Consider the following 22,515-nt stretch of genomic DNA (forward strand, 5'->3'; position numbering starts at 1 on the left):
GGCCTTTTTCATGGCCTCAGATCATTCTGTTAACAGCGAATCTGGCGCGAAGACAGCCAACCCTTGCCCTAGATCAATAATCCGTTGTCTCCTCTTCATTAGACTCTTAAGCATCATGAAGTGGCTCATCAGTAGCCGCTTAGCAACGCCACTAGGAGTCAACTCATGCGTAAAGCCGCCCTTTCCACCTTACTCGTTTCCAGTATTGCCGCTGCGGCATTGATGACCAGCAGCCAAGCATTCGCCTACGGCGCTGGCGACTTTTTCACCCGTGTGGGTATTGCGAAAGTAGACCCCAAAAGCAATAACGGTGAGGTATTAGGCGCCGATACTAATGTCGATGCGGAAGCGAATTTTGCTTTCACTCTGGGCTATCGCTTTCACGACAAGGTGGGCGTCGAGCTGTTGGCCGCGCTTCCCTTCAAACACGACCTGCAAGTGGAAGGCGTGACCGATGGTTCCACCAAGCACCTGCCGCCTACCCTAACGCTGCAATACTATCCGCTAGGGGGTACCGAGGCCCGCGTTCAGCCTTATGTTGGCGCTGGTATTAACTACACCCGTTTTTCTGACGAAAAAACCGATATCGGCGCGTCATTGGAGCTCGACGATTCTTGGGGCGCAGCGGGTCAAGTAGGTGTCGATCTTCTGATTGATGATCATTGGGCGTTAAACGCTGCAGCTTGGTACATCGACATTGATACCGATGCCAAAGTGGACGGCACAGATGCTGGCACCGTTGAGATCGACCCAGTCGTTGTGATGGCAGGCCTTAGCTACCGCTTCTAAGCCGCCTGAAAAAAACTTCATTTATATGTCATTCCCAAAGCCTGCCTTACGGCAGGCTTTTAGGCTGGTGCTATATAACGCTCAATACTTTCCATTCAGCTCTCGGTCACAATTTGATCGACCTTCTCTACCGCCCGTACCACAAGCAGCTGGTGATGGGCAGGCGTTTTTTCCTGCTGTAAATAGGCCGCTACGGCGGGAGCAACCTCGCACTTGGCCGGCATGGCAGCCCGTGCATCAATTAATGCGTTCAAGCGAGCAATAAACACAAAGCGTATCCATTGAGGCAGCGTCATCGTATCGATGCAAAACGGCTGCTGGCTAGCAAATGCATCTGCATCCGGTGTCGGGATGCGCCATAAATTGGCGGCTTTCATCGACGCCTCAAGCTCAAGTAGCGCTGTCTGCAGCGGCTGATAAGTATCCATAAACACCTTAAAAAATGAAAAATTCTGTTGCCTGGTTATTATCCCCATTCAGTGCACGGCTTGCCAATTGAGATCGCCTGAAAAAAGTTATCCATAGACTCACAGAAAACTTGCACGAGCCTGTGGATAAACTATGGAAAGGTTTCGCAAGCCTTGCTCTCATGCGGCTTGCGTCCAGTTGTTTAATTTTTAACCGCACTGTCATTAACGGCAGGCATTAGCGCAATGTTTATCAATCACTGTGGCTGACAGTGACACATCATCAAGGTAGAGTGCAGGCTTGCAACGCGGAAGGATGTCATGCAACCGATTCAAACCCTTGATGAGTTTTTTACCCGCAGCGGCGCCGAGATCTCTCTCTACCATATGGGCCGGCACGTCGTTACTTGTCCGCGGGCGTCACTTGCTGCCTTTGAGCGTGGCGAGATGGCTTGGCCAGAACCTTGGCAAGCTCAAGCTCGTTTAGCCATTCTGTTTCAATTGGGCGATATGCCTGAACCTGCCATTTGGTTTCTAGCCCTGCCATTGGATGAACAGGGCATGCTTTCCCCTGCTCAGCGTGATGCGTTTTTAAATCGTCTCTTGGAAACGTTAGGCCGCACTGTTTCTCAGGTAGGCCGTGAAGAAACAGCGGACGTGGACCATTTAATGAAGGATAATCCACTCGCTTTCACGCCTAATGTCACCTTTCAAGCTATGTTAAATGCGCGCGCTAACCATGATAGAGGGTTATCTGCCAGCCAGCATTTTGAGCCAGTTGACGCGTACCTCAGCGGTCAACAAGCGATTGACTGGCAGGCGTTGGGATTACAAGGGATTGCCGATTACGTCGTAAGGATGGAAACATGTGACGCTGAATCACTAGCGCTGCGACTATCGACGTTGCCTACCGCCGTTATCCACTCTGTGTGTTACTGTTTAGAGCACCAGCCATTGCCAAAGTCACTCGTTGCCGCGCTGCATCGTTGCGGTGAGTCCGCCGCACAAACGGGCGATATGGAGACTTTATGCGCCTGCCTGCGTGCAGTGGGAAATACAAAGGATTCAGCGGTGGGCAATTGGTACACGGCTCTACTGAACGACACAGCAGCCTGTGGTCCTGATGTACTAGCAGCCATCGCGGGGCGCGGCTGGCAACATCTTGAAGATGCTCAGCGTTTACCACTTTTTCTGCAACGCTTGGCCGAAGATGCGCGTAGCGACTTTGCCGCCGTAGTGCGTGACCTTGCTCTTATCCCACGGTTACGCTTACCGGTCATGATGGCACTGCGGGATGCGCCGACTGATTCTCCTATTCAACGCCGTTTGAACTTGATGCTTTCGCAGAGAAAGGCATGATCTGATGTTGCCACTTTTAATGACAAGGAGTGAGCTGTGAAGGAATTACCCTATCAGGCCAAGGCGGTCATCGGCCGCCGTGAGATGGTGACGTTACCTGAGCTAGGGCTTCACCTGTGCTGTAAAGCAGACACTGGCGCGCGGACGTCTGCGTTGCATGCAGAAGAGCTAGAGACGCATGAAGATGAACATGGTCAACTGTGGGTCAGTTTTATAACCCACAGTGGCGGGCCAACAACACCGGCCCACCGATACAGTTTGCACTTGCATGATCGACGCCGAGTCACCAGTTCCAACGGCCATAGTGAGTGGCGCTATGTTATACGCACCCCTATGCAAATGGGCGATTTGAATTTTCCGGTTGAACTGACCCTGACTGACCGCAGCAACATGCGCCACCCCATGCTACTAGGACGCCGCGCCATGCGTCGCCTGCTAGTTGCACCCGGTGCTGCATTTTTGCACGGTGAGCCATAATCCTTTTATTAGTCGCCTTACTATAGGCTCGGAGTCTCTTTACATGCATATCGCTCTGCTCTCACGCAATCGCAACTTGTACTCTACCCGCCGCTTAATTGAAGCCGCAGAGCAACGTGGGCATACCGCCCGTGTAGTGGACACGCTACGCTGCTATATGAGCATTACCTCGCACCACCCCTCAATCCATTATAAAGGCGAAGAGATTGAGCCTTTTGATGCAGTGATCCCGCGAATTGGTGCATCGGTCACCTTTTACGGCTGCGCGGTACTGCGCCAGTTTGAGATGATGGGTACCTACGTTATCAACGACAACGTTTCTATTACCCGCTCACGGGACAAGCTGCGTTCACTACAGCTATTATCGCGCAAAGGGCTGGGACTGCCGATTACTGGCTTTGCGCACTCACCTGATGATATTCCCGACCTGATCACTATGGTTAAAGGCGCCCCGCTGGTGATCAAGCTGCTTGAAGGTACCCAGGGCATTGGTGTGGTATTGGCAGAAACCAACCAGGCCGCTGAATCCGTCATCCAAGCATTCATGGGAATGAAAGCCAATATCATGGTGCAGGAGTACATCAAAGAGGCGCGCGGTGCTGACATCCGCTGTTTCGTTATTGGTGATAAAGTAGTGGCCTCAATGAAACGTCAGGCGGCGGATGGTGAATTCCGTTCGAACTTACACCGCGGTGGCACCGCCAGCGTCATTCGGATTACCCCAGAAGAACGCTCAACGGCCATTCGTGCCGCCAAGGCCATGGGCCTACGCGTGGCGGGTGTCGACTTGTTGCGCTCAAATCACGGCCCGGTAATTATGGAGGTTAACTCTTCGCCTGGATTGCAGGGTATTGAGAACGCCACTGGCAAGGATATTGCTGGCATGATCATTGAACACATTGAAAAAAATGCCATGCCTGCCCGTAAAGCGCCACCCAAGCCTAAAGGCTAAGGCAAAAATATTAAAATAATCCGATTCAGGGGTGGCAAATCGACGCTGCCCCCCCCACAATCTGCGTCACCGAAGGAGGTAGACGCTCATGTTTCTCGATAATCGCCAAGTGGCGATGGACAGCGTATTGGAAGCGCTGGCCGATAGCATTGATTATTTCCAAGACAATATCGAACGCCTGCGGCCCTCACTGCGCGACGCTTTAAAGCCCCATTACACTGAGCGGCTTAAGCAGATGCGTAAACTGCAGGAGCTTGCCCGTGCACATTTGAAAATGCTGCCTCGTGATGCAGACGTTGAACGTGATGACTTTTTATGGCTGTGGAGTCGCCTTAAAAGCTTTGTGGGTAACGATAGCCAAGTGTTGATCAATGAACTGCTAGAGCAAGAGCGCGTATTGATGCAAGCTCTCTCCTCGCTCTTCACGCATCCCTTACCCGATCCTATCGAACCGGTGGTAGAAGAATGTATGCAGGGATGCCGTAAGCTGATCCGCGAGCTGTATGCGCTGCAAAAACGCAAAACGCACCGCTAAGGGTTGAAAACAGTTGTTGGCTTGAAGCGCTAAGGGGCTGTAAAGCGTTCGTTTAACGACGGCAGGATAAGGTCTATGGGTGCCCGTTCCTTAAGTTCAATAGGTTCCGGCGTACCCAGAAAATAGGGCTCACGTCCCCATATATATAGATCACCCAGAGTGGCGACGCGTGCGGCCCATTCGCGCAACTTCAAATGCCACCCGACGTTTACAGTCGCGTCATCCGCCACACAACCCGTGACATCCATACCCAATGCACGGCCTATATATATGGCACGGGGAAGGTGCCAGCCCTGAGTGATCAGTAGCGTTTTATCCAGCTGAAAGACATCACGCGCACGTACCAGTGTGTCGTAAGTGCTAAAGCCAGCAAAATCCATAGTCATCTGTTCAGACGCTACGCCGCGACGATAAAGTTCGCGCCACATCGCCCGTGGCTCGTTATACGCCTGGGTACGATTATCCCCTGACAGCAACAGATGATCGACCTGAGACTGTTCAATTAAGCTGGCAGCAGTCCGCATACGTGCATGGAAATGCGGATTACGCACGCCACTACGGGTCCAGTGCGACGTACCAAAAACAATACCCACGTCGGTAGGACGGCATTGCTGTGGCTGACGCTCAATATAAGCAGCTGTGGTAGCCAATACCCAAAAATTGCCACCTATAAACAGCAATGTCGCCAGCAGCAAAAGAGCTCCTAGCGACATTAAGAAACGCCCTAACCATTTCAACAAAACGTTATGCATCCAGCTCCCCAGCCGGGGTTAGAACATGCCGAGTTCAAGCTTGGCCTCGTCACTCATCATGTCACGGCTCCAGGGAGGACTGAAGACAATTTCAGTATGCACTTTGCTGATTTGCGGCGCGCCTAGGATCTTATTGCGCGCATCGGCTGCAATAACATCGCCCATACCACAACCGGGGGCCGTCAGCGTCATGCGGATAGTAGCAATGCGCTCACCACTGATGAGGCGTTCAATGCGACAGCCGTAAACCAATCCCAGATCAACGATATTGACAGGGATCTCCGGGTCAAAGCAGGTGCGTAGTTGTTCCCACACAAACTGCTCTATCTCTTCTTCGCTGGCCGTTTCAGGCAGCGTAGGGCGAGGCAGCGACTCAAGCCCCAAGGCATCAAGGTTACGTCCTTCAATCAAGTAAAGACGCCCCTCGAAACCAACACTGACCGAGCTACCTTTTGCCTGCATCACGCTGACAACACTGTCTTCAGCCAGCGTTTCCGTACTACCAAACGGTATCGCAATAGCCTCCACATCGCGCTGGAGCGGTAACTGTTGGCCTCGTTCGAGACTGGCGACTTGCTCAAGATCCATGACTGTCCTTAAATACTGTCCTTAAATACTGTCCTTAAATACTGTCCTTAAATACTTTCCTCAAAGAGCTGGCCTTAAAGAACTGACCTTAACGTACCATACCAATGACACGCTGTAGTGCTTCAATAAAGCTATCCACTTCTTCGAGCGTATTATACGCAGCAAATGATGCACGGCACGTCGCATCCACGCCAAAATGAGCCAGTAGCGGCTGAGCACAATGGTGGCCGGTACGAATAGCAATGCCAAGTTGATCGATCAGCAGGCCGATATCTTGCGAATGCGCGCCCTCAACCACAAACGACAACACCCCTGCTTTATGCGGCGCGGTGCCTAAAATACGCAGCCCATCGATACCACCAACCGCTTGGGTGGCGTAATCGAGCAATTGCCCTTCCCATGCGCCGATCGCGTTGACACCAACGCTCTCCACCCACTCAAGCGCGCGGCCAAGGGCGATCACTTCCGCAATAGCGGGCGTGCCCGCTTCAAACTTATGCGGAATAGCGGCAAACGTCGTACCGGCATCGAAGGAGACGGTTTTAATCATTTCCCCACCGCCCTGCCAAGGCGGCATAGCCTCCAGCTGCGCCTGCTTGCCATACAGGACGCCCACCCCGGTGGGACCGTATACTTTGTGACCCGAAAATGCATAAAAATCGGCATTGATTGCCTGCACATCGACCACTTGGTGAGGCGCTGCTTGGGCGCCATCAATCAAAATCAGCGCGCCGTGCTGGTGGGCGAGCGCCGCCATTTCTTGCACCGGATTAATAGTACCCAGCGCATTAGAAACGTGATTGACCGCGACCAGCTTAGTACGCTCACTCAGCAGCTCGCGGTAAGCCCCCAGATCCAGCGCGCCATTAGCCTCAACGGGAATGACCTTGATGGTAAACCCAATTTCGGCGGCAAGCAGTTGCCAGGGCACAATATTGGAATGATGCTCCAACAGGGAAATCAGCACTTCATCGCCCGGGACGAGATTCTTACGCCCCCAGCTTTGTACAACCAGATTGATGGCCTCGGTAGTGCCGCGAGTAAAGATGATCTGACGCGCATCCTCCGCGTTGAGAAACGCCCGCACTTTGTGACGCGTGCCTTCAAACGCGGCCGTCGCCTCATCGGCAAGCGTATGCAGACCGCGGTGAATATTGGCGTTATAACGTGAATAATAATCGCTAAACACGTCAATTACCTGTTGAGGCGTCTGGCTTGTTGCCGCGTTATCCAAGTAGATCAACGGTTTGCCATGTACCTTACGGGCCAGCACCGGAAAATCCTGACGTAGACGTGCTACATCAAACGGTGCTTGCTCAAGCTTAGGCGTCGGCTCAATAACGGAATGTGGCATCAAACCCTCCTTTTAGTCGTTGAGTGCGACCGCAGCTTCAACAAGCCCCGTAAGGTTGAAGCGTTCTGGCAGCTTGCCTGCTACTGCTAGCTCAACGCGCTCGGCAATCGCATCCAGGGTAACTTTATCTAACACTTCACCAGCAAAGGCGAGGGTTAGTAGCCCGCGTGCGGTAGCTTCATCAATACCACGCGTGCGCAAGGCATAGATCGCTTCTTCATCCAGCTGGCCCGTGGTAGTGCCGTGTGAGCACTTAACGTCATCCGCGTAGATTTCAAGCTCAGGCTTGGCATCAATATGCGCACGGTCCGACAGCAGTAGGTTTTGGTTACTTTGAAAACCTTCAATCTTCTGGCTATCGCGTTTGACGTAAACTTTGCCGTTAAATACGCCGTGGGCGCGATCATCCAAAATACCTTTGTAGTTCTCGTTAGAGAACGTCAGCGGCGCATTGTGGTTCACCTTGGTGTGGTTATCGACGTGCTGACGCCCCTGACCGAAGAACAAGCCCAAAAAGTTGGTTTCAGCCCTTTGCCCATTAAGATCACTGATCAAGTCGTTGCGCACCAGCGCACCGCCCAGGCTCAGGTTGTAGGAGGTATAACGCGTGTCACGGCCCTGTTCCACGTGAATGCTCGCCACGTGCATGTCCCCAAGCGGCGCTTCTTGCAGCTTGTAGTGGGCCAGGATAGCGCCACGGTCGAGCATTAGCTCGCCAACTACGTTGGTGAAGTTAGCCGCTTCCGCTTCACCGGTATAATGCTCGATCAGCGTGGCTTCGCTTCGGCTACCCGCCTCTACCAGCACGCGCGGGTGACTCATCACCGGCTCGCCGGCACGGGACAGAAACTGCAGCAGAATGGGTTTCTCAACCACCGTACCGGGTGCAATGCGAACAACAGCGCCCTCTTCCATAAACGCTGTGTTTAATGCCGCAAAAGGTGAAAAATCCACCCCGGTCAGCCGACCAAGGGGGCCGCCAACGGCTTCGTGATTCTCCGTTAGCGCTTTGGAAAGCGGTAACACCTGAACGCTTGAAGGCAGCGAGTCCACATCCGAGAGTGCTGCCGAAAAGACCCCATCCACAAACGTCAGACGATAAGCATCAATTGGCAGCGTAAGCGCTGCAGCACTGGCTTGAGAAAATTCGGCGTTATCGGCGAGCGCAAAGTTGCCTTGTGCAATTGAGCGCACGTCGGTGTATTTCCACTCTTCATCACGCCGAGTCGGAAAACCCAGCGCTTCAAAGCGGGCGGCACCCGCCTGACGACGAGCAGCAATCCAGGTTGGCTCCGCCTGATAGTGCGGGCTGCGCGCCTTCAATGTGTCTAAAAAGGTTTGCGTATCGCTCATGCCACAGACTCCTCGATACCTTCGTACCCATTGGCTTCCAGCTGCTTAGCGAGTTCGGCGTCACCGGTCTTAACGATACGGCCATCGACCAGCACGTGAACCTGATCAGGCACGATGTAATCCAGCAGACGCTGGTAGTGAGTAACCAGCAGAATGGCGCGGTCTTCAGCGCGCATACTGTTGACGCCGTCCGCCACGACTTTCATGGCATCGATATCCAGGCCGGAATCGATCTCATCCAGCATGGCAAGCTTCGGCTGCAGCACCAACATTTGAAGAATTTCGTTGCGCTTTTTCTCGCCGCCAGAGAAACCTTCGTTAACGGCACGCTGAAGGAAGCTAGCGTCCATTTTCATATAGCCCAGCTTCTCTTTCACCAGCTTCATAAACTCCGGCGCAGGCATTTCGCCTTCACCGCGCGCCACGCGCTGGGCATTCAACGCCGATTTCAACAGGTAGATATTTTTTACACCTGGGATCTCGACCGGATACTGGAAACCCAGCAGCAGGCCCGCCTGGGCGCGCTCTTCAATTTCCATTTCAAGCACGTCTTTGCCTTCAAAGGTAATCGTGCCCTGGGTGACTTCGTAGCCATCTTTACCAGCGATAACCGCCGATAGCGTCGATTTACCCGCGCCGTTCGGCCCCATAATGGCGTGAACTTCACCCGCATTGATGGTCAGGGTGAGGCCTTTGAGGATTTCATTGCCTTCGACGGTGACGTGTAAATCATTCACTTGCAACATATTGATTACCTTCTAATTCTGGCGAGTCGCTACGGCGACACTAATTAAATGAGTGAACTGAACGGCTAACGATTAACCTACCGCGCCTTCCAGGGTGACGTTGAGCAGCGCTTCGGCTTCTACGGCAAACTCCATCGGCAGCTCTTGGAAGACGTCTTTACAGAAGCCATTCACAATCATGCTAACCGCGTCTTCTTCTGAAATACCGCGGCTCTGGCAGTAAAACAGCTGATCTTCACCGATTTTGGACGTGGTCGCTTCGTGTTCGATAGTCGCCGTACTGTTGCCAATTTCCTGATAGGGGAAGGTATGCGCACCGCACTTATCACCAATCAACAGCGAATCGCACTGAGTAAAGTTACGCGCCCCTTTGGCACGCGGGCCAATTTTTACCAGACCACGGTAAGACTGATCACTTTTACCGGCTGAGATGCCTTTAGCAACGATATAGGAACGGGTGCCTTCGCCAATGTGGATCATCTTGGTGCCGGTATCAGCCTGCTGACGGCCGTTCGTGACTGCAACGGAATAAAACTCGCCGATACTGTCCTTGCCGCGCAGTACGCAGGAAGGGTATTTCCAAGTGATGGCCGAGCCGGTCTCTACCTGCGTCCAGCTGATGCGTGAGCGGTCGCCACGGCAGTCGCCACGTTTGGTAACGAAGTTATAGATACCGCCCTTGCCGTTTTCGTCACCGGGGTACCAGTTCTGCACGGTGGAGTACTTGATATAGGCATCGTCCAGAGCGACCAACTCAACGACGGCGGCGTGTAGCTGGTTTTCATCACGCATCGGCGCGGTACAGCCTTCCAGGTAGGAAACCTGGGCGCGGCTTTCGCAAATAATCAGCGTGCGCTCAAACTGGCCGGTATTGGCCGCGTTAATGCGGAAGTACGTAGACAACTCCATCGGGCAGGTCACACCTTCCGGCACAAATACGAAAGAGCCGTCGGTGAAGACTGCTGAGTTGAGCGCCGCGAAGTAGTTATCCGCCACCGGCACCACGGTGCCCAGATATTGCTTGATCAGTTCCGGATAGTCGCGAATAGCTTCCGAGATAGAGCAGAAGATAACCCCTGCTTCGCCAAGCTGCTTTTTGAAAGTGGTGGCCACCGAAACAGAATCAAATACCGCATCGACGGCAACACCAGCCAGCGCGGCTCGTTCGTGCAGCGGAATACCCAATTTCTCGTAGGTCTCCAGCAGCTTAGGATCGACTTCATCCAGGCTCTGGGGGCGGTCTTCCGGGCGCTTGGGCGCACTGAAATAGGAGATCGACTGGTAATCGATCGGCGGATAATCGAGATGCGCCCATGATGGCGCTTCCATTTTCAGCCATTGGCGATAGGCATCCAGGCGCCACTCCAGCATCCACTCGGGTTCGCCCTTCTTCTTGGAGATAAAGGCGATGGTGTTTTCATCCAGGCCAGGTGGCAGGGTGTCGCTCTCAATATCGGTTACGAAGCCGTCTTTGTATTCGCGACGAACCAACTGTTCCATTTCTTCGCTTGCCATGGTGATACCCTCCGGGCAGTTGGGTGGCGAAATCATCGCCTTTAATAAGAAATTAGGCCTGTGGTACTTGCGCCGCGGTTAGGCCGACGCCGCCGACAGGCTGATCGTTTGAATAGGCAGTTGCACCGGCAATTTTATCGGTGCTGTATCGGCTAAATGCGCTAACGTCACGCTTTCAAGCAAGGTGCGCATCGCCAATGAAACCCGTTGCCAGTTATCTGCCACACCGCAGGTAGCGACAAGCTCGCAATCCCCTTCTGCTTGGCTGCATTCGGTCATGGCAACGGGGCCTTCAATCGCCGCAATAATGTCGGCAGCGGTAATTTGTGATGCTGGCCGTGCCAAGCGATAACCGCCTTGAGCACCGCGTTGGGAAACTAACAACCCGGCACGCGCCAGCATTTTAAGCGTCTTACTTACCGTGGGGTGTGGCAGTTGCACAGCCTCAGCCAAATCGGCCGCTGCGTGTGATGCGTGAGCGTGACGGGCAATTTGCGCCATCACCACAGCGGCATAATCTGTCAGCCGAGAAAGCTTGAGCATATCGACTCCCCTTTTATGTACTGAGTATGCAGGCCAACAATGGCTGCCCGCATCAATTGAGTACCATTTTAGTCCTGTATAAATTTGATGTGAAGCCCTTGAGCGAAATGGTTGGCAATTTGAGCAAAATAACAGCACGATCGACGCTAATCGCATCAAAAACAACAATCATTATCATTTAAAAATACAATGACGCAGTCCGTTATTATCCGCGGCTTTACTTTAATGAGCGATTTCTGGTAATTTCGACTGAGTATTGAGTGCCATCACCCTGGATGGCGGCTTGCTATTCGAGGATTTAAGATGGATTCAGCAGTCAACAATATGGTCAATGCGTCATTGGCGATGCAGCAAGTACAAGTTGCACAACAGGCGCAACTGACCGTTTTTAAAGACGCTTTAGACGGTCAAGCAGCGCACATTTCTGCACTCATGGAAAGCGTTGCTCAGATGCCTCAACTGGCCACGAGCGGCAGTGTGGGTACGCAAATTAATACGACTGCGTAATCAACGTGGCGAAAGATAAGCAAGCAAATAGCCCCCTGACTAATGCCAGGGGGCTATTTTTTTACTACCTGTCTTAACCGTTAGGCTTTTTTAACAAACTCGGATTTAAGTTTCATCGGCCCGATACCGTCAATCTTACAGTCGATATCGTGATCACCCTCTACCAAGCGGATACTCTTCACTTTGGTGCCCACTTTAACCACCAGTGAACTGCCTTTAACCTTCAGATCCTTGATGACCGTTATGCTATCGCCGTCATTCAGCATATTGCCATTAGCATCGCGCACGCCTGAAGCGTCATCAGCGCCCTCTTCTGCTGCCACTTTTGACCACTCATGGCCGCATTCTGGGCACACGTATTGAAGGCCGTCATCGTAACTAAACTCAGAAGCGCAGGCAGGACAGTTAGGGATATCACTCATGGAACAGCTCCATCACTTGGCTAACACAAAAGACGCTAACAATGTCTTGGAAAGCGATGGAGCCTACACGGGTTAAGCAAAATGTCCAGCTAGGACGATATTAGTCACGCTGATACGTGCCTACCAAACGGTTCATGCCTAGCAGGTTCGGCTCTAGTTCTTTAAGCAACTCAGCCAAAGTGAGCCCTTCAGGCAGCGATGTTTGATGATCCAGCGCCAACACCCAGAAATAGTAAAAATGCTTACCATGCCCTTCAGGAGGCATCGGACCAAAATAGCCGACATCGCCTTTATCATTAACGCCAGGGGTACCCTCCGCAGTTTTTTCGGTTAATTCGGTGATATCCCCAGGTAAGTTATATAGCACCCAGTGTACAAAGCCATAGACGCCTTCTTTTACCAAGGGAGCATCTGGGTCGTGGCAGATCACCGCAAAACCTTGCGTCCCTTCTGGGGCATCTTTCCAGGCCAGCGCTGGCGAAACATTTTCCCCTTCTCCAGTATGCTTGGAAGGAATCGCCTGGTGGTTAGCAAACGCCGGACTGGTAACGTTCAGTGCTGAAAGTGCAAATGCCATGCTTCGCTCCTTGATCTATCGAATGAGTCGTTGCTGAACTGGAATGCTATGAGTCTATCAGCGGGTCACCTGCTCAGCGTGCTTTTGCCACCACTGCCGAGCAGTAGCGACATTCTCAGCATTATGCGCTGGGTCCAGCACGCTCCCTAATTGAACGTACTCGCTGCCTGTTCTGACCATAAGCTGAGGGTCTTGAGTCGCTAGTTGAAGGGCATAGAGTACGAGCATCTGCTCATAGGCATCGGAGGTGTCTAAACGAGAAAATAGCAATGGAATTGAAGGAAGCCCAATTTCTCCCAGCCGCTCAGCAGCAATGTACCAAGGGCGAGGGTTATCACGGTCACCATAACTGGCGACAAAACGCTGATCGGCTAAACGACTAACGTAGTAGGACGCTTCCTCTTCTGGGCTAACAAACAGGGGTGGCACCCAGTCACTCGTCATGGCGATTACAGGTGCCGAACTGTTAGCAGCCGTTCCTAACACAGGCTGCACTGTGTTCGGTGGTGCCTCCGCCACCGCTTGATTGGGAGTTGGTGCAGGGCGTTGCCCACTAGCACAGCCCGCCAATAATAGGCTCCCCCCCATCCCAATACATACTGCCCATATTAAAACCCCACTTCGCTGCATTATCAGGCTTCCTATGCTAAATCTTAAGAGGGCCACCGGCCCTGTTTCTTTAGGCGATGCTTTACCCACACATCATAAAGCGTCCGCAAGCCTGATTTAATACCCGGCAGGCTAATAATCCAGGCGATCGGCACCAGTAAGGGAATGCGCTTCATCAATAAACGGTAGGCGTCAATGCCTTCTATAAGCTGGCCTTGAGCGGTTTCAATATGCAAAGAACGAAGCGCCATGGCCGGCACTACGCCTTTTTCCCGCAGGGTTTGCTCATGTTCGCTCACATCAAGCCAACCGATCTCTCCCGCACGCCGCCCCGACCATCGTTCATAGCGGCGGCGCTCTTTACGGCAAAGCGGGCACTGCGCATCGTAGTAGACATTGATAGAGGTGTTCTTGGGCATATAGCCTCTCTAGTTAACGTCACTAAAGCAGTGTGGCATTTTCAGTACTAGTCGCAAACCTTTACATTTTCAATGCTGATTTAGGCTACTACCATGATACCTGAGTTCAAAAAACAGCTATTAATTGTTGCCCATGCCCCTTCGGCAAATACGCGCCTACTGCGCGATGCGGCCTTCCAGGGTGCTAGCCATCCCGACCTTGAACAGATGCACTGCGTGGTAAAAGCGCCCCTGGAAGCTGGCCCAGAGGATGTACTGGCCTGCGATGCGATTCTGCTCGGCACCACGGAAAACCTGGGGTATATGAGCGGCGCCCTCAAGGATTTTTTTGATCGTAGCTACTATTCTGTCATTGAAAAGAAACAGGGATTACCCTGCGCACTCTATATTCGCGCAGGGCACGATGGCACGGGCACCCAGCGCGCAGTAGAAAGTATTGTGACCGGCTTGCGTTGGCGATGGGTACAACCGCCGCTCATTTTACGCGGCGAATGGCAGCCTTCTTTTACAGATCAAGTAGAAGAACTCAGCATGACCCTAGCGTTTAGCGTTGAGAGTGGCATTGTTTGAGAGTGACATTGAATAACCTCGCCCAGCCTGCCTTACTGTCGATAAGCATTTCGTGCCCATTGTGCGATTAAAGGGCTGCAGTATCTTGCTTGAAATTACTGCTGTGACTTATCGCACGCACATTAGGTAGCCATTATGCATAAAGTCATTGCTTTCTATGATGATCGGGTACTCGCTCACGAGCCCAACATTGACGCCGATTTTCTACCCCAACGAATCGATAAGCGCATTCGGCACCTGCTTGCAGGGCTCCCGGTGCCATGGAAATATCCCGAGCATCCAGGCCGTTTGAAAGCTATTCATCATCTGCTTGAGAAAGCTCCCATTGATGGCCTCCAGTTTGAAGGTGGCAAAGCAGCCACCCATGAGCAGCTAGCACGAGTGCATACTACCTCCTATCTCAGCGACATTTTTAGCCTGCGCGGTAAAAATGCTTGGTTGGATGTAGATACCACGGCGGTCTCACCAGGAAGCGTCGATGCCGCAGAAGTCGCCGCGGGCACCGCCATTGCAGCGGTAGAAGCGGTAATGGAGAAGCGTACTAAAACGGCGTTTGCGCTCGTACGCCCGCCTGGGCACCACGCCGAACCCGTGCGCGCACGCGGCTTCTGCTTATTTAATAATGTCGCGGTGGCAGCTGCCCATGCCCGTAGTGCGCTGGGCTGCGAAAGAGTCCTTATTGTTGACTGGGACGCTCACCACGGCAACGGTACCCAGGACATTTTCTGGGCAGAGCCCGATGTGATGTTTTTCGACATCCACCGCGCCGCCCCCTTCTACCCGGGCTCTGGTCACCTGGAAGAGGTGGGTGCTGGGCTAGGCGAAGGCACCACCATCAACGTACCGCTACCCGCCGGCGCCGGTGATGAAGCGTACTTGAAAGCGTTTCACGACATCCTGGCCCCAGCGGCTGAGTGGTTTAAGCCGGATATTATTTTAGTGTCGGCAGGCTTTGATCCCCACTGGCATGACTTAGCGCTTAACGTTTCCTATGAAGGGTTCGGCGCGCTGACCGGCTTTATGCAACAGCTGGCCGAACAGTACTGTGGGGGCCGTTTGGTTTTCGTACTTGAAGGCGGCTACAACTTGGAATCACTGTCCAACGGCACCAGGGCCGTGCTTGCGGTACTGGCAGGCAACACCGTGCCGGTACCCGACACCTGCGGTATTGCAGAAGTCCAAGCCGCGGCGGATTTCCACCGCACGGCTTTTGAGTCTGAATAGAGCCCTTCTGAAGAGTGGTTTTCTGAATAAAACCTGACAAACAAAAACGGCACCTCGAAAGGTGCCGTTGGCAATGCCAGTACCGCCGTTATTTCAAACGCTCAAACACCGTCGCAACCCCCTGCCCCATACCAATACACATGGTAGCTAAGCCCAGTGTGGTATCGCGCTGCTGCATGACGTTAAGTAGCGTGGTGCAGATACGTGAGCCCGAACAACCTAATGGGTGCCCTAAGGCAATAGCGCCACCGTGCAAGTTAACCTTGTCATCTAGCGAGTCCAGGAAACCTAAATCTTTCAACACCGGAATACCCTGAGCGGCAAAGGCTTCGTTGAGCTCAACGGTCTGAATATCAGCAGCTGACAGCCCCGCGATCTTGAGTGCTTTCTTCGACGCGGGCACCGGGCCATAGCCCATAATCGAGGCATCACAGCCCGCAACCCCTGTGGATAGCACCCGAGCAATAGGCTCTAAGCCCAGCGCTTGTGCACGCTCGTAACTCATGACGGCCATCGCCGAGGCACCTACTGAAAGCGCTGAAGAAGTACCCGCCGTCACGGTGCCGTTGCGGGGATCAAACACCGGCTTCAAGTTCGCCATTGATTCAAGACTGGCATCTTCACGGATTACTTCGTCACGCTGCACCAGCACCCTAAAACCGCGCTGGTCATGACCTTCAACACCGATAATTTCGTTATCAAAGTAGCCTTTTTCCATCGCGGCCTGGGCGCGCTGGTGTGAACGCACCCCGAACTTATCCTGCTCTTCCCGTGAAACGCCGTGCATTTTGCCCAGCAGTTCGGCAGTTAAGCCCATCATCATGGCTGCTTTTGCAGCGTACTTGCTGGCCGCCGGGTTAACATCAACGCCGTGGGCCATGGGTACATGTTCCATGTGCTCAACGCCACCGATGATATAGAAGTCGCCCATGCCTGCCTTGATGTTCGCAGCGGCGATATGTAGCGCCGTCATCGAAGAACCGCACAAACGGTTAACGGTTTGCGCGGGCACCGAACGAGGGATCCCAGTCATGATCGCCGCGTTGCGGGCAATATTCATGGCCTGCTCAAGCGTCTGGTTCACACAACCCCAAATCACATCATCCACTTCAGAAGGATCTAGATTGGGGTTACGGGTGAACAGTGCCTGCATAGCCGCCGCAGAAAGATTCTCGGCGCGGACATTACGAAAAGCCCCATTCTTGGCTTTCGCCATGGCGGTACGAACACCGTCAACCACCACAATATCTCTCGGATTCAAACTCATCTTTTATCTCCTATGGGTGGTGGTTAGGCCTGGGTGGCAGACTGGTCACTAGAATAGAATTGCTCGTTGTTCTGAGCCATCTGGCGCAGCTTGTCGGTGGGCGCGTATAGCGGACCCAGCTCATCAGCTAGCCCTTCCGCCAGCTTCACAAACTCTGCCACACCCATGGCATCGATATAGCGTAGCGCGCCACCACGGAACGGCGGGAAGCCGATGCCATAGATCAGCGCCATATCGGCTTCAGCCGGCGTGGCCACAATGCCATCTTCCAGGCAGCGCACCGTTTCCAGGCAGAGCGGCACCATCATGCGAGCGATAATATCCTCGTCGGAAAACTCTTTATGCTCTTTCACCACTTCTTTGACTAAGGCGTAAGCCGCTTCGTCGGTTACCTTCTTCGGCTTACCCTTTTTATCCTCTTCGTAGGCATAGAAGCCCTTGTCGTTCTTCTGGCCCAAGCGCTCATTGTCATACATGACCTGGATGGCGGTTTTGCCATCACGGGCCATACGATCGGGGAAGCCTTCAGCCATGACTTCGTTAGCATGAACGGCGGTATCCAGACCTACCACGTCAAGCAAGTAAGCGGGGCCCATCGGCCAACCAAACTTTTCCATCACTTTATCAACGCGTTGGAAATCAGCACCTTGCTCGACCAAGAAGCTAAAGCCACCGAAATAAGGGAACAGCACGCGATTAACCAAGAACCCTGGGCAATCGTTAACCACAATGGGGGTTTTACCCATTGCCCGTGCGTAGGCCACGGTAGCGGCAACGGCAGCGTCCGAGGTCTTCTCACCACGAATGACTTCTACCAGCGGCATGCGGTGTACTGGGTTAAAGAAGTGCATCCCGCAGAAGTTTTCCGGCCGCTTGAGGTTTTGCGCCAAGCGGTTGATAGAAATCGTCGACGTGTTAGAGGTGAGAATGGTGTTTTCACTCACCATGCCTTCCACTTCGGTTAATACGGCGTCTTTAACTTTTGGGTTTTCAACCACCGCTTCAACGACGAGGTCAACATTACCAAAATCACCGTAAGAGAGTGTCGGGCGAATATTGGTCAGCTTTTCCGACATCTGCTCAGTGGTGAACTTCTTACGCTCTACCTGCTTGGCAAATAGCTTACGGGCTTCTTTTAGGCCCAGCTCAAGCGCATCATCCTTGATATCTTTCATCAGGATTGGGGTGCCCTTAGACGCACTCTGGTAAGCGATACCACCACCCATTATACCGGCACCCAGCACGGCCGTTTGCTTCACCGGCTGCGCTTGTTTTTCGTAGTTGCTGGCTTTCTTCTTGACCACTTGGTCGTTGAGGAACAGGCCGACCAGGTTGAACGCAACGCTACTTAGCGCCAGCTTGGCGAAGGCTTTGGCTTCAATTGCTTGGGCCCGACCACGCTCTTCACCTGCGCCTTTCTGAATGACTTTGATCGCTTCTACTGGCGCTGGGTAGTGCGGGCCAGCCTTACCAGCCACATAACCCTTAGCGGTTTCAAACGCCATCATTTGCTCAATAGGATTGAGCATCAGCGGGCTGGTTTTTTCAGCACGGCGAGCCTTGTAATCCAGCTCACCAGCGTTGGCACGATCAAGGATATCCAGCGCAGCGTCTTCTAACTGTTCGGCGGTAACTGCCGCATCGACAGCGCCTACTTTTAGGGCGGCATCAGCACGATTCTCGGTGCCACCGGCAATCCACTCGATGGCGTTATCAGCACCGATAATTCTCGGCAGGCGCACGCAGCCACCCCAGCCAGGCAAAATACCGAGTTTGGTTTCCGGCAGGCCAATCTTGGCTTTTTCGCTCATCACGCGAAAATCGGTGGTCAGCAACACTTCACAGCCGCCGCCAAGTGCCAGACCATTAATCGCCGTTACCGTGGGGAATGGCAGGTCTTCAATAGCATTAAAGATATCGTGTACCTTGAGGTTCATCTCCACTAGGTACGCTTCGCCCTTATCGAACAGCGTGTGAAACTCGGTGATATCAGCACCCACGATAAACACATCTTTACCGCTAGCAATGAGCAGACCCTTTAAATTACTTTCAGCTTGAATGGCCTTCACTGCTTCACCCAGCTCTGCTACCACAGCGCTGGAGAGTTTGTTAACGGACTCACCTTTCAGATCGAAAGTGAGCATAGCGATGTCATTGCCATTTGGGGTATCACGACGTGTCACCGTGATGGCGTTGCCTTGATAGATCATCCGTGCTCTCTCCACAATTCGGGCTGGCTCTGAAAAGAGAACCCGCCACATTTTTCATACGGCCTTCATACGACATTCATACGGTCGTTTGATTGCGTAAGCTTGGTTGAGTTGCCTGAGTACGTCAAGCCCTGACTTTTGGCTAATCTGTAAAACTAATTTGACCAGCGCTCCCTTGTATCCGTTCATACTGCTAGGATCACGCTTCCTTTAATTTTTAGGTTACCTTGTTATGGACGCACTGCTCACGCCACCGCGCATCGCCAAGGTTCAGCAGCGTATTGAAATCATTGTCGAACGCCTTAAACCGTGGAGCTGGTTATGGCCACCCATGGCGTTCGCTGCCGGGTTGAGCAGCTTCTTTCTAGTCGATCGTCAGCAGTGGTTAGGCGCTGCCTTAGCCCTGGGGTTATTATTTGCATGGGCATTGCTGCTTTCCGAAGGCTTAATCAGCCGTTGGCTGTCTCGTCGCGGTCACCCCACTCCGCCGCGTGGCGTGACGACGTTTATCGCACAAATGATTCACCAGGAAACGCTATTCTTCACATTGCCGTTTATTTTAGTGACCACCGTTTGGAATAGCGGACAAACGATTTTCGCCGTACTGGTCGGCGGCATGGCGCTTCTATCCATTATCGATCCGCTCTATTTCAAGGTCGCGGAGCGCTGGCGCAGTCTTTACTTTATATTTCATGCCCAGTGTGTCTTTCTGGTATTGCTGGTCACGTTACCGATTATGCTGCACCTAACCACTGGGCAGAGTCTGCTGCTGGCTCTGGGAATCACTATTTTGGTAGCCCTCCCCAGTTTTTGGCACTTGCTTAAGCAACGTTCGCTCAAACGCTGGTGCGCTTTTTTTGCACTAACCGTGCTACTTTCCTACGGCGCGTGGCTAGGACGCATTTGGGTTCCACCAGCAAGCCTATGGATGACCAGCAGCGCCCTGTCGCCTGCTTTTGACGCTGAACAACGCCTTCCCCAGGGATCAATGACGCTTACGCCTGACGCTATTAGCGCGAATGGGCTTTATGTTTACACCGCTATTCGTGCACCGCGTGGGCTAAGTGAAACCATTACCCATGCTTGGCATCATAATGGTGAGCTCATGGATGTTGTGGAACTTAACATCAACGGCGGACGTGAGCAGGGATACCGCGCATGGAGCCACAAGCAAAATTTTCCAGAAGATCCATCGGGAGATTGGCGTATCGACATTATGACGGATACTGGTCAGCGCCTAGGACTGGTACGCTTTGACGTATCAGACGATAGCCAGCAGGCATCACTAGCCAATGGAGAAATACGTGCTAGTGGCCTCAGCGGGTTAAATTTACGGCGCTTTGTGCCTGGCCGCCCTAATGATGAAGAAGCGCGACCTGAAGACTGAATTGCTAAGCACCTTGCATTAAGCGGCGCAGCTTATGACAATTCGCATACTCACATTTATTGGTAGCTAGTTGCCTATGGCCTCAACAATTGGTTTTCGCATCGCACGCTTGCCCCACTTATGGCGTTCCATTTTAGACCGCCGTCTAGCGCCACTGGGGTTAACCCAAACGCGTTGGGTCACGCTTTATCACCTTTGGCGTTTAGGCGAAGGACACCCACAGTGCGATCTTGCCCGCGCGATAGGCGTTGAGGCGCCCTCTCTAGTGCGTACACTTGGTCAACTCGAAGAGCAAGGCTTGGTTGAACGACGCGCCTGTGATAATGATCGCCGTAGCAAACGCATATATTTGACACCTGCGGCTATGCCGCTATTGGAAGAAATCGACAAAGTGGCGCAACAGGCGCGCAAGGAAATGTTCGCTGGCTTAACCGATGAAAATCTCGAACAACTCAATGAATGGCTAGCGGTAATTGAATCAAACGGATTGGCGATACAAGCACGGGATCAAGACAGTCCGGCATCTTGATCACTAGCGGGGGACGCCGACAGCTCAGCCCCTCTCAGTGGTTGATTGACCGGCTGGTCGGCACGGCCCTGCAGTGAATTCCGCAATTGCTGAAAATCCGGCAAGTAGGTCGCAAATCGTTCAGCGGTTTGCGACTCCCACCACCATAGCGTTAGCGCATAGGGCGTCGATTGCACCACGAGTGCATCTTGCGGTAAACGTTCAAGCAGTGCTTTCAAGGGTATCGCGGCGTCATCAGGCAACGGGCGCAAGGGAGCAATTCGCCAACGCCAGCCGGCATGAAAAGGCGCTAAGGCCTCACTGGCATTACTGTCTCTGATCAACAAAAAATCAGGGCCTGGCCCTTCCTGGGGATAGTGCCAACGATAAGCAGGCATAGTGCCTTTAAAATTATGAAGGGGTGGCTTTTCCAGCTTGACACTGACACCCTGCTTTGAAATTTGCGAGCGCAAAGCCGCGTGGCGTTTTTGCCGTGGACTGGGCTTTAACCACATCACCGGCGCTATCACAAACATTAGGATAAGTACGATAATCAACCATTCCATCTCTACATTTCCTTCCACATAAGCCACACTTAAGATACTACGCTAAAAAACGATGACTCAGGCCGTTGTTTTGACTTAAGTCATGGTTAAAACTTTGGCTATTGTTAAAACAAGACACGCCATCTAAAGTAAAGGTCATTAAACAAAGGAGCCCCAGTATTCTTTGTTAACGAGTGTTCCTTAACACCAAGGAGATACGCCATGAGCTATCACCACATTTTAGTTGCCGTTGACCTAACCAAAGACTCGCACAAGATTCTGGAACGCGCCGTTGCAATCGCAGAGCGCAACGACAAGGCCAAAATCTCCATCATGCACACTCTGGAGCCGCTTGGGTTTGCCTATGGTGGTGATATACCGATGGACCTGACCAGCATCCAAGACCAGCTAGACGAACACGCCAAAAAACGACTAGCCGAAATAGCCGCCCCGCATATTTCTGAGGCTGACCAGCATGTGGTAGTGGGTATGCCCGATACTGAAATCCACCGTTTTGCCGAAGAGCATGGCGTGGATTTAATCGTGGTGGGCTCCCATGGGCGTCATGGCTTCGCTCTGTTGCTGGGCTCTACCTCTACCGGCGTATTACACGGCGCACAATGCGATGTTCTGGCCGTGCGTGTTGGCAAGAAAGGCGAAAAAAGCGACGAGTAAACTGCACCCTACTATGTCTAACAAAGCTCCTATGTCTAACAAAGCTACTAGGGCTAACAAAGCTACTGTGGCTGACGAAAAAGGCGCCCTATGGCGCCTCAGACTGCTGACGAACCCCACTTTTTGTGGGGTTTTGTCGTTTAAGAGGCTCCTTTCTGAAGCGATCACTAGTGAGCGCGGTTTTTTAGTCATCGCGCATTGAGGTGTTGCTCCAACAGGCATGGA

26 protein-coding genes are annotated in these 22,515 nt (G+C 52.8%); 11 read left to right on the forward strand and 15 right to left on the reverse strand.

Going from position 1 to position 22,515, the window contains the following annotated elements; translation table 11 throughout:
• Positions 1-165 precede the first annotated feature (165 nt).
• The gene (locus tag ACUVOF_RS18120) at positions 166-789 is read left to right on the forward strand and encodes an OmpW/AlkL family protein (RefSeq protein ID WP_447045654.1); all 624 of its coding nucleotides are present in this window, start codon (positions 166-168) and stop codon (positions 787-789) included.
• Positions 790-884: 95 nt separating this feature from the next.
• Here ACUVOF_RS18120 and ACUVOF_RS18125 read toward each other — a convergent pair whose 3' ends face one another.
• Positions 885-1,217: a YqcC family protein gene (locus ACUVOF_RS18125; RefSeq protein WP_447045655.1), complete on the reverse strand. Its 333-nt coding sequence runs from the start codon at positions 1,215-1,217 to the stop codon at positions 885-887.
• A 300-nt stretch (positions 1,218-1,517) separates the two neighbouring features.
• Between ACUVOF_RS18125 and ACUVOF_RS18130 the strand changes: the two genes are divergently transcribed.
• The 4 genes from ACUVOF_RS18130 (at position 1,518) to ACUVOF_RS18145 (ending at position 4,519) form a co-directional block, all read left to right on the forward strand.
• Complete coding sequence (locus ACUVOF_RS18130) at positions 1,518-2,555, forward strand: DUF3549 family protein (RefSeq protein WP_447045656.1); 1,038 nt, start codon at positions 1,518-1,520, stop codon at positions 2,553-2,555.
• A gap of 36 nt (positions 2,556-2,591) precedes the next feature.
• A complete protein-coding gene (locus ACUVOF_RS18135; RefSeq protein WP_113270841.1) occupies positions 2,592-3,032 on the forward strand; it encodes an ATP-dependent zinc protease family protein in 441 nt (146 codons plus the stop codon).
• A 43-nt stretch (positions 3,033-3,075) separates the two neighbouring features.
• The gene (gene rimK, locus ACUVOF_RS18140; protein ID WP_113270842.1) at positions 3,076-3,984 is read left to right on the forward strand and encodes a 30S ribosomal protein S6--L-glutamate ligase; all 909 of its coding nucleotides are present in this window, start codon (positions 3,076-3,078) and stop codon (positions 3,982-3,984) included.
• An 88-nt stretch (positions 3,985-4,072) separates the two neighbouring features.
• Positions 4,073-4,519 carry a hypothetical protein gene (locus ACUVOF_RS18145; RefSeq protein ID WP_113270843.1) on the forward strand — a complete coding sequence of 149 codons (447 nt, stop codon included), beginning with the start codon at positions 4,073-4,075 and terminating at the stop codon, positions 4,517-4,519.
• 29 nt (positions 4,520-4,548) lie between these two features.
• Here the strand turns inward: ACUVOF_RS18145 and ACUVOF_RS18150 are convergent, their stop codons facing one another.
• From ACUVOF_RS18150 to ACUVOF_RS18180, 7 genes are all read right to left on the reverse strand, one after another.
• Positions 4,549-5,271 (reverse strand): SanA/YdcF family protein, encoded by a 723-nt coding sequence (locus tag ACUVOF_RS18150; protein ID WP_447045657.1) that lies wholly within the window; start codon positions 5,269-5,271, stop codon positions 4,549-4,551.
• An 18-nt stretch (positions 5,272-5,289) separates the two neighbouring features.
• Entirely contained in the window at positions 5,290-5,859 is a 570-nt protein-coding gene (sufT, locus tag ACUVOF_RS18155; RefSeq protein ID WP_113270845.1) for a putative Fe-S cluster assembly protein SufT, read from the reverse strand.
• An 88-nt stretch (positions 5,860-5,947) separates the two neighbouring features.
• Positions 5,948-7,213, reverse strand: a complete 1,266-nt coding sequence (locus ACUVOF_RS18160; RefSeq protein ID WP_447045658.1) for a SufS family cysteine desulfurase — start codon at positions 7,211-7,213, stop codon at positions 5,948-5,950.
• A gap of 12 nt (positions 7,214-7,225) precedes the next feature.
• Positions 7,226-8,566: a Fe-S cluster assembly protein SufD gene (gene sufD / locus ACUVOF_RS18165; protein ID WP_447045659.1), complete on the reverse strand. Its 1,341-nt coding sequence runs from the start codon at positions 8,564-8,566 to the stop codon at positions 7,226-7,228.
• A complete protein-coding gene (sufC, locus tag ACUVOF_RS18170) occupies positions 8,563-9,312 on the reverse strand; it encodes a Fe-S cluster assembly ATPase SufC (RefSeq protein ID WP_447045660.1) in 750 nt (249 codons plus the stop codon). The genes sufD and sufC overlap by 4 nt, the downstream gene beginning before the upstream one ends.
• Positions 9,313-9,384: 72 nt before the next feature.
• Positions 9,385-10,827: a Fe-S cluster assembly protein SufB gene (gene sufB / locus ACUVOF_RS18175; RefSeq protein ID WP_447045661.1), complete on the reverse strand. Its 1,443-nt coding sequence runs from the start codon at positions 10,825-10,827 to the stop codon at positions 9,385-9,387.
• Between the two features lie 78 nt (positions 10,828-10,905).
• Positions 10,906-11,370 carry an SUF system Fe-S cluster assembly regulator gene (locus ACUVOF_RS18180; RefSeq protein WP_447045662.1) on the reverse strand — a complete coding sequence of 155 codons (465 nt, stop codon included), beginning with the start codon at positions 11,368-11,370 and terminating at the stop codon, positions 10,906-10,908.
• Positions 11,371-11,673: 303 nt separating this feature from the next.
• Between ACUVOF_RS18180 and ACUVOF_RS18185 the strand changes: the two genes are divergently transcribed.
• Entirely contained in the window at positions 11,674-11,877 is a 204-nt protein-coding gene (locus ACUVOF_RS18185; RefSeq protein WP_447045663.1) for a putative motility protein, read from the forward strand.
• Positions 11,878-11,957: 80 nt separating this feature from the next.
• On the opposite strand, the gene ACUVOF_RS18190 is transcribed toward ACUVOF_RS18185, so the two are convergent.
• The 4 genes from ACUVOF_RS18190 to ACUVOF_RS18205 form a co-directional block, all read right to left on the reverse strand.
• Positions 11,958-12,299 (reverse strand): zinc ribbon domain-containing protein YjdM, encoded by a 342-nt coding sequence (locus ACUVOF_RS18190; RefSeq protein ID WP_447045664.1) that lies wholly within the window; start codon positions 12,297-12,299, stop codon positions 11,958-11,960.
• A 100-nt stretch (positions 12,300-12,399) separates the two neighbouring features.
• On the reverse strand, positions 12,400-12,876 hold the full coding sequence (locus ACUVOF_RS18195) for a YbhB/YbcL family Raf kinase inhibitor-like protein (RefSeq protein ID WP_447045665.1): 477 nt from the start codon (positions 12,874-12,876) through the stop codon (positions 12,400-12,402).
• Positions 12,877-12,933: 57 nt separating this feature from the next.
• Entirely contained in the window at positions 12,934-13,320 is a 387-nt protein-coding gene (locus ACUVOF_RS18200; protein ID WP_447045666.1) for a hypothetical protein, read from the reverse strand.
• Between the two features lie 209 nt (positions 13,321-13,529).
• Entirely contained in the window at positions 13,530-13,904 is a 375-nt protein-coding gene (locus tag ACUVOF_RS18205) for a thiol-disulfide oxidoreductase DCC family protein (RefSeq protein ID WP_447045667.1), read from the reverse strand.
• Between the two features lie 93 nt (positions 13,905-13,997).
• On the opposite strand from ACUVOF_RS18205, the gene ACUVOF_RS18210 reads away from it, so the two are divergent.
• Both ACUVOF_RS18210 and ACUVOF_RS18215 read left to right on the forward strand, forming a co-directional pair.
• Positions 13,998-14,474 carry a flavodoxin family protein gene (locus ACUVOF_RS18210; RefSeq protein ID WP_447045668.1) on the forward strand — a complete coding sequence of 159 codons (477 nt, stop codon included), beginning with the start codon at positions 13,998-14,000 and terminating at the stop codon, positions 14,472-14,474.
• A gap of 135 nt (positions 14,475-14,609) precedes the next feature.
• A complete protein-coding gene (locus ACUVOF_RS18215; protein ID WP_447045669.1) occupies positions 14,610-15,698 on the forward strand; it encodes a histone deacetylase family protein in 1,089 nt (362 codons plus the stop codon).
• 88 nt (positions 15,699-15,786) lie between these two features.
• On the opposite strand, the gene fadA is transcribed toward ACUVOF_RS18215, so the two are convergent.
• Together fadA and fadB are read right to left on the reverse strand one after the other, a co-directional pair.
• Entirely contained in the window at positions 15,787-16,965 is a 1,179-nt protein-coding gene (gene fadA, locus ACUVOF_RS18220; RefSeq protein ID WP_447045670.1) for an acetyl-CoA C-acyltransferase FadA, read from the reverse strand.
• A gap of 23 nt (positions 16,966-16,988) precedes the next feature.
• Positions 16,989-19,175, reverse strand: a complete 2,187-nt coding sequence (gene fadB / locus ACUVOF_RS18225) for a fatty acid oxidation complex subunit alpha FadB (RefSeq protein ID WP_447045671.1) — start codon at positions 19,173-19,175, stop codon at positions 16,989-16,991.
• A 232-nt stretch (positions 19,176-19,407) separates the two neighbouring features.
• Between fadB and ACUVOF_RS18230 the strand changes: the two genes are divergently transcribed.
• Both ACUVOF_RS18230 and slyA read left to right on the forward strand, forming a co-directional pair.
• A complete protein-coding gene (locus ACUVOF_RS18230) occupies positions 19,408-20,562 on the forward strand; it encodes a DUF5924 family protein (RefSeq protein ID WP_447045672.1) in 1,155 nt (384 codons plus the stop codon).
• Positions 20,563-20,638: 76 nt separating this feature from the next.
• A complete protein-coding gene (slyA, locus tag ACUVOF_RS18235; protein ID WP_113270859.1) occupies positions 20,639-21,091 on the forward strand; it encodes a transcriptional regulator SlyA in 453 nt (150 codons plus the stop codon).
• Here the strand turns inward: slyA and ACUVOF_RS18240 are convergent.
• Entirely contained in the window at positions 21,070-21,636 is a 567-nt protein-coding gene (locus tag ACUVOF_RS18240) for a preprotein translocase subunit YajC (RefSeq protein WP_447045673.1), read from the reverse strand. The two genes, slyA and ACUVOF_RS18240, sit on opposite strands and share 22 nt — an antisense overlap.
• A gap of 201 nt (positions 21,637-21,837) precedes the next feature.
• Here ACUVOF_RS18240 and ACUVOF_RS18245 point away from each other — a divergent pair, with 201 nt between their 5' ends.
• Positions 21,838-22,290 carry a universal stress protein gene (locus ACUVOF_RS18245; RefSeq protein WP_113270861.1) on the forward strand — a complete coding sequence of 151 codons (453 nt, stop codon included), beginning with the start codon at positions 21,838-21,840 and terminating at the stop codon, positions 22,288-22,290.
• Positions 22,291-22,515: the final 225 nt, after the last annotated feature.

This window comes from Vreelandella sp. H-I2, from assembly GCF_052959335.1.

Excerpts from the sequence above, each read along its gene's own strand:
- ACUVOF_RS18120 (WP_447045654.1), top strand. The coding sequence starts at position 166 with ATGCGTAAAGCCGCCCTTTCCACCTTACTCGTTTCCAGTATTGCCGCT.
- ACUVOF_RS18125 (WP_447045655.1), bottom strand. The coding sequence starts at position 1,217 with ATGGATACTTATCAGCCGCTGCAGACAGCGCTACTTGAGCTTGAGGCG.
- ACUVOF_RS18130 (WP_447045656.1), top strand. The coding sequence starts at position 1,518 with ATGCAACCGATTCAAACCCTTGATGAGTTTTTTACCCGCAGCGGCGCC.
- rimK (WP_113270842.1), top strand. The coding sequence starts at position 3,076 with ATGCATATCGCTCTGCTCTCACGCAATCGCAACTTGTACTCTACCCGC.
- ACUVOF_RS18145 (WP_113270843.1), top strand. The coding sequence starts at position 4,073 with ATGTTTCTCGATAATCGCCAAGTGGCGATGGACAGCGTATTGGAAGCG.
- ACUVOF_RS18150 (WP_447045657.1), bottom strand. The coding sequence starts at position 5,271 with ATGCATAACGTTTTGTTGAAATGGTTAGGGCGTTTCTTAATGTCGCTA.
- sufT (WP_113270845.1), bottom strand. The coding sequence starts at position 5,859 with ATGGATCTTGAGCAAGTCGCCAGTCTCGAACGAGGCCAACAGTTACCG.
- ACUVOF_RS18160 (WP_447045658.1), bottom strand. The coding sequence starts at position 7,213 with ATGCCACATTCCGTTATTGAGCCGACGCCTAAGCTTGAGCAAGCACCG.
- sufD (WP_447045659.1), bottom strand. The coding sequence starts at position 8,566 with ATGAGCGATACGCAAACCTTTTTAGACACATTGAAGGCGCGCAGCCCG.
- sufC (WP_447045660.1), bottom strand. The coding sequence starts at position 9,312 with ATGTTGCAAGTGAATGATTTACACGTCACCGTCGAAGGCAATGAAATC.
- sufB (WP_447045661.1), bottom strand. The coding sequence starts at position 10,827 with ATGGCAAGCGAAGAAATGGAACAGTTGGTTCGTCGCGAATACAAAGAC.
- ACUVOF_RS18180 (WP_447045662.1), bottom strand. The coding sequence starts at position 11,370 with ATGCTCAAGCTTTCTCGGCTGACAGATTATGCCGCTGTGGTGATGGCG.
- ACUVOF_RS18185 (WP_447045663.1), top strand. The coding sequence starts at position 11,674 with ATGGATTCAGCAGTCAACAATATGGTCAATGCGTCATTGGCGATGCAG.
- ACUVOF_RS18190 (WP_447045664.1), bottom strand. The coding sequence starts at position 12,299 with ATGAGTGATATCCCTAACTGTCCTGCCTGCGCTTCTGAGTTTAGTTAC.
- ACUVOF_RS18195 (WP_447045665.1), bottom strand. The coding sequence starts at position 12,876 with ATGGCATTTGCACTTTCAGCACTGAACGTTACCAGTCCGGCGTTTGCT.
- ACUVOF_RS18200 (WP_447045666.1), bottom strand. The coding sequence starts at position 13,320 with ATGACGAGTGACTGGGTGCCACCCCTGTTTGTTAGCCCAGAAGAGGAA.
- ACUVOF_RS18205 (WP_447045667.1), bottom strand. The coding sequence starts at position 13,904 with ATGCCCAAGAACACCTCTATCAATGTCTACTACGATGCGCAGTGCCCG.
- ACUVOF_RS18210 (WP_447045668.1), top strand. The coding sequence starts at position 13,998 with ATGATACCTGAGTTCAAAAAACAGCTATTAATTGTTGCCCATGCCCCT.
- ACUVOF_RS18215 (WP_447045669.1), top strand. The coding sequence starts at position 14,610 with ATGCATAAAGTCATTGCTTTCTATGATGATCGGGTACTCGCTCACGAG.
- fadA (WP_447045670.1), bottom strand. The coding sequence starts at position 16,965 with ATGAGTTTGAATCCGAGAGATATTGTGGTGGTTGACGGTGTTCGTACC.
- fadB (WP_447045671.1), bottom strand. The coding sequence starts at position 19,175 with ATGATCTATCAAGGCAACGCCATCACGGTGACACGTCGTGATACCCCA.
- ACUVOF_RS18230 (WP_447045672.1), top strand. The coding sequence starts at position 19,408 with ATGGACGCACTGCTCACGCCACCGCGCATCGCCAAGGTTCAGCAGCGT.
- slyA (WP_113270859.1), top strand. The coding sequence starts at position 20,639 with ATGGCCTCAACAATTGGTTTTCGCATCGCACGCTTGCCCCACTTATGG.
- ACUVOF_RS18240 (WP_447045673.1), bottom strand. The coding sequence starts at position 21,636 with ATGGAATGGTTGATTATCGTACTTATCCTAATGTTTGTGATAGCGCCG.
- ACUVOF_RS18245 (WP_113270861.1), top strand. The coding sequence starts at position 21,838 with ATGAGCTATCACCACATTTTAGTTGCCGTTGACCTAACCAAAGACTCG.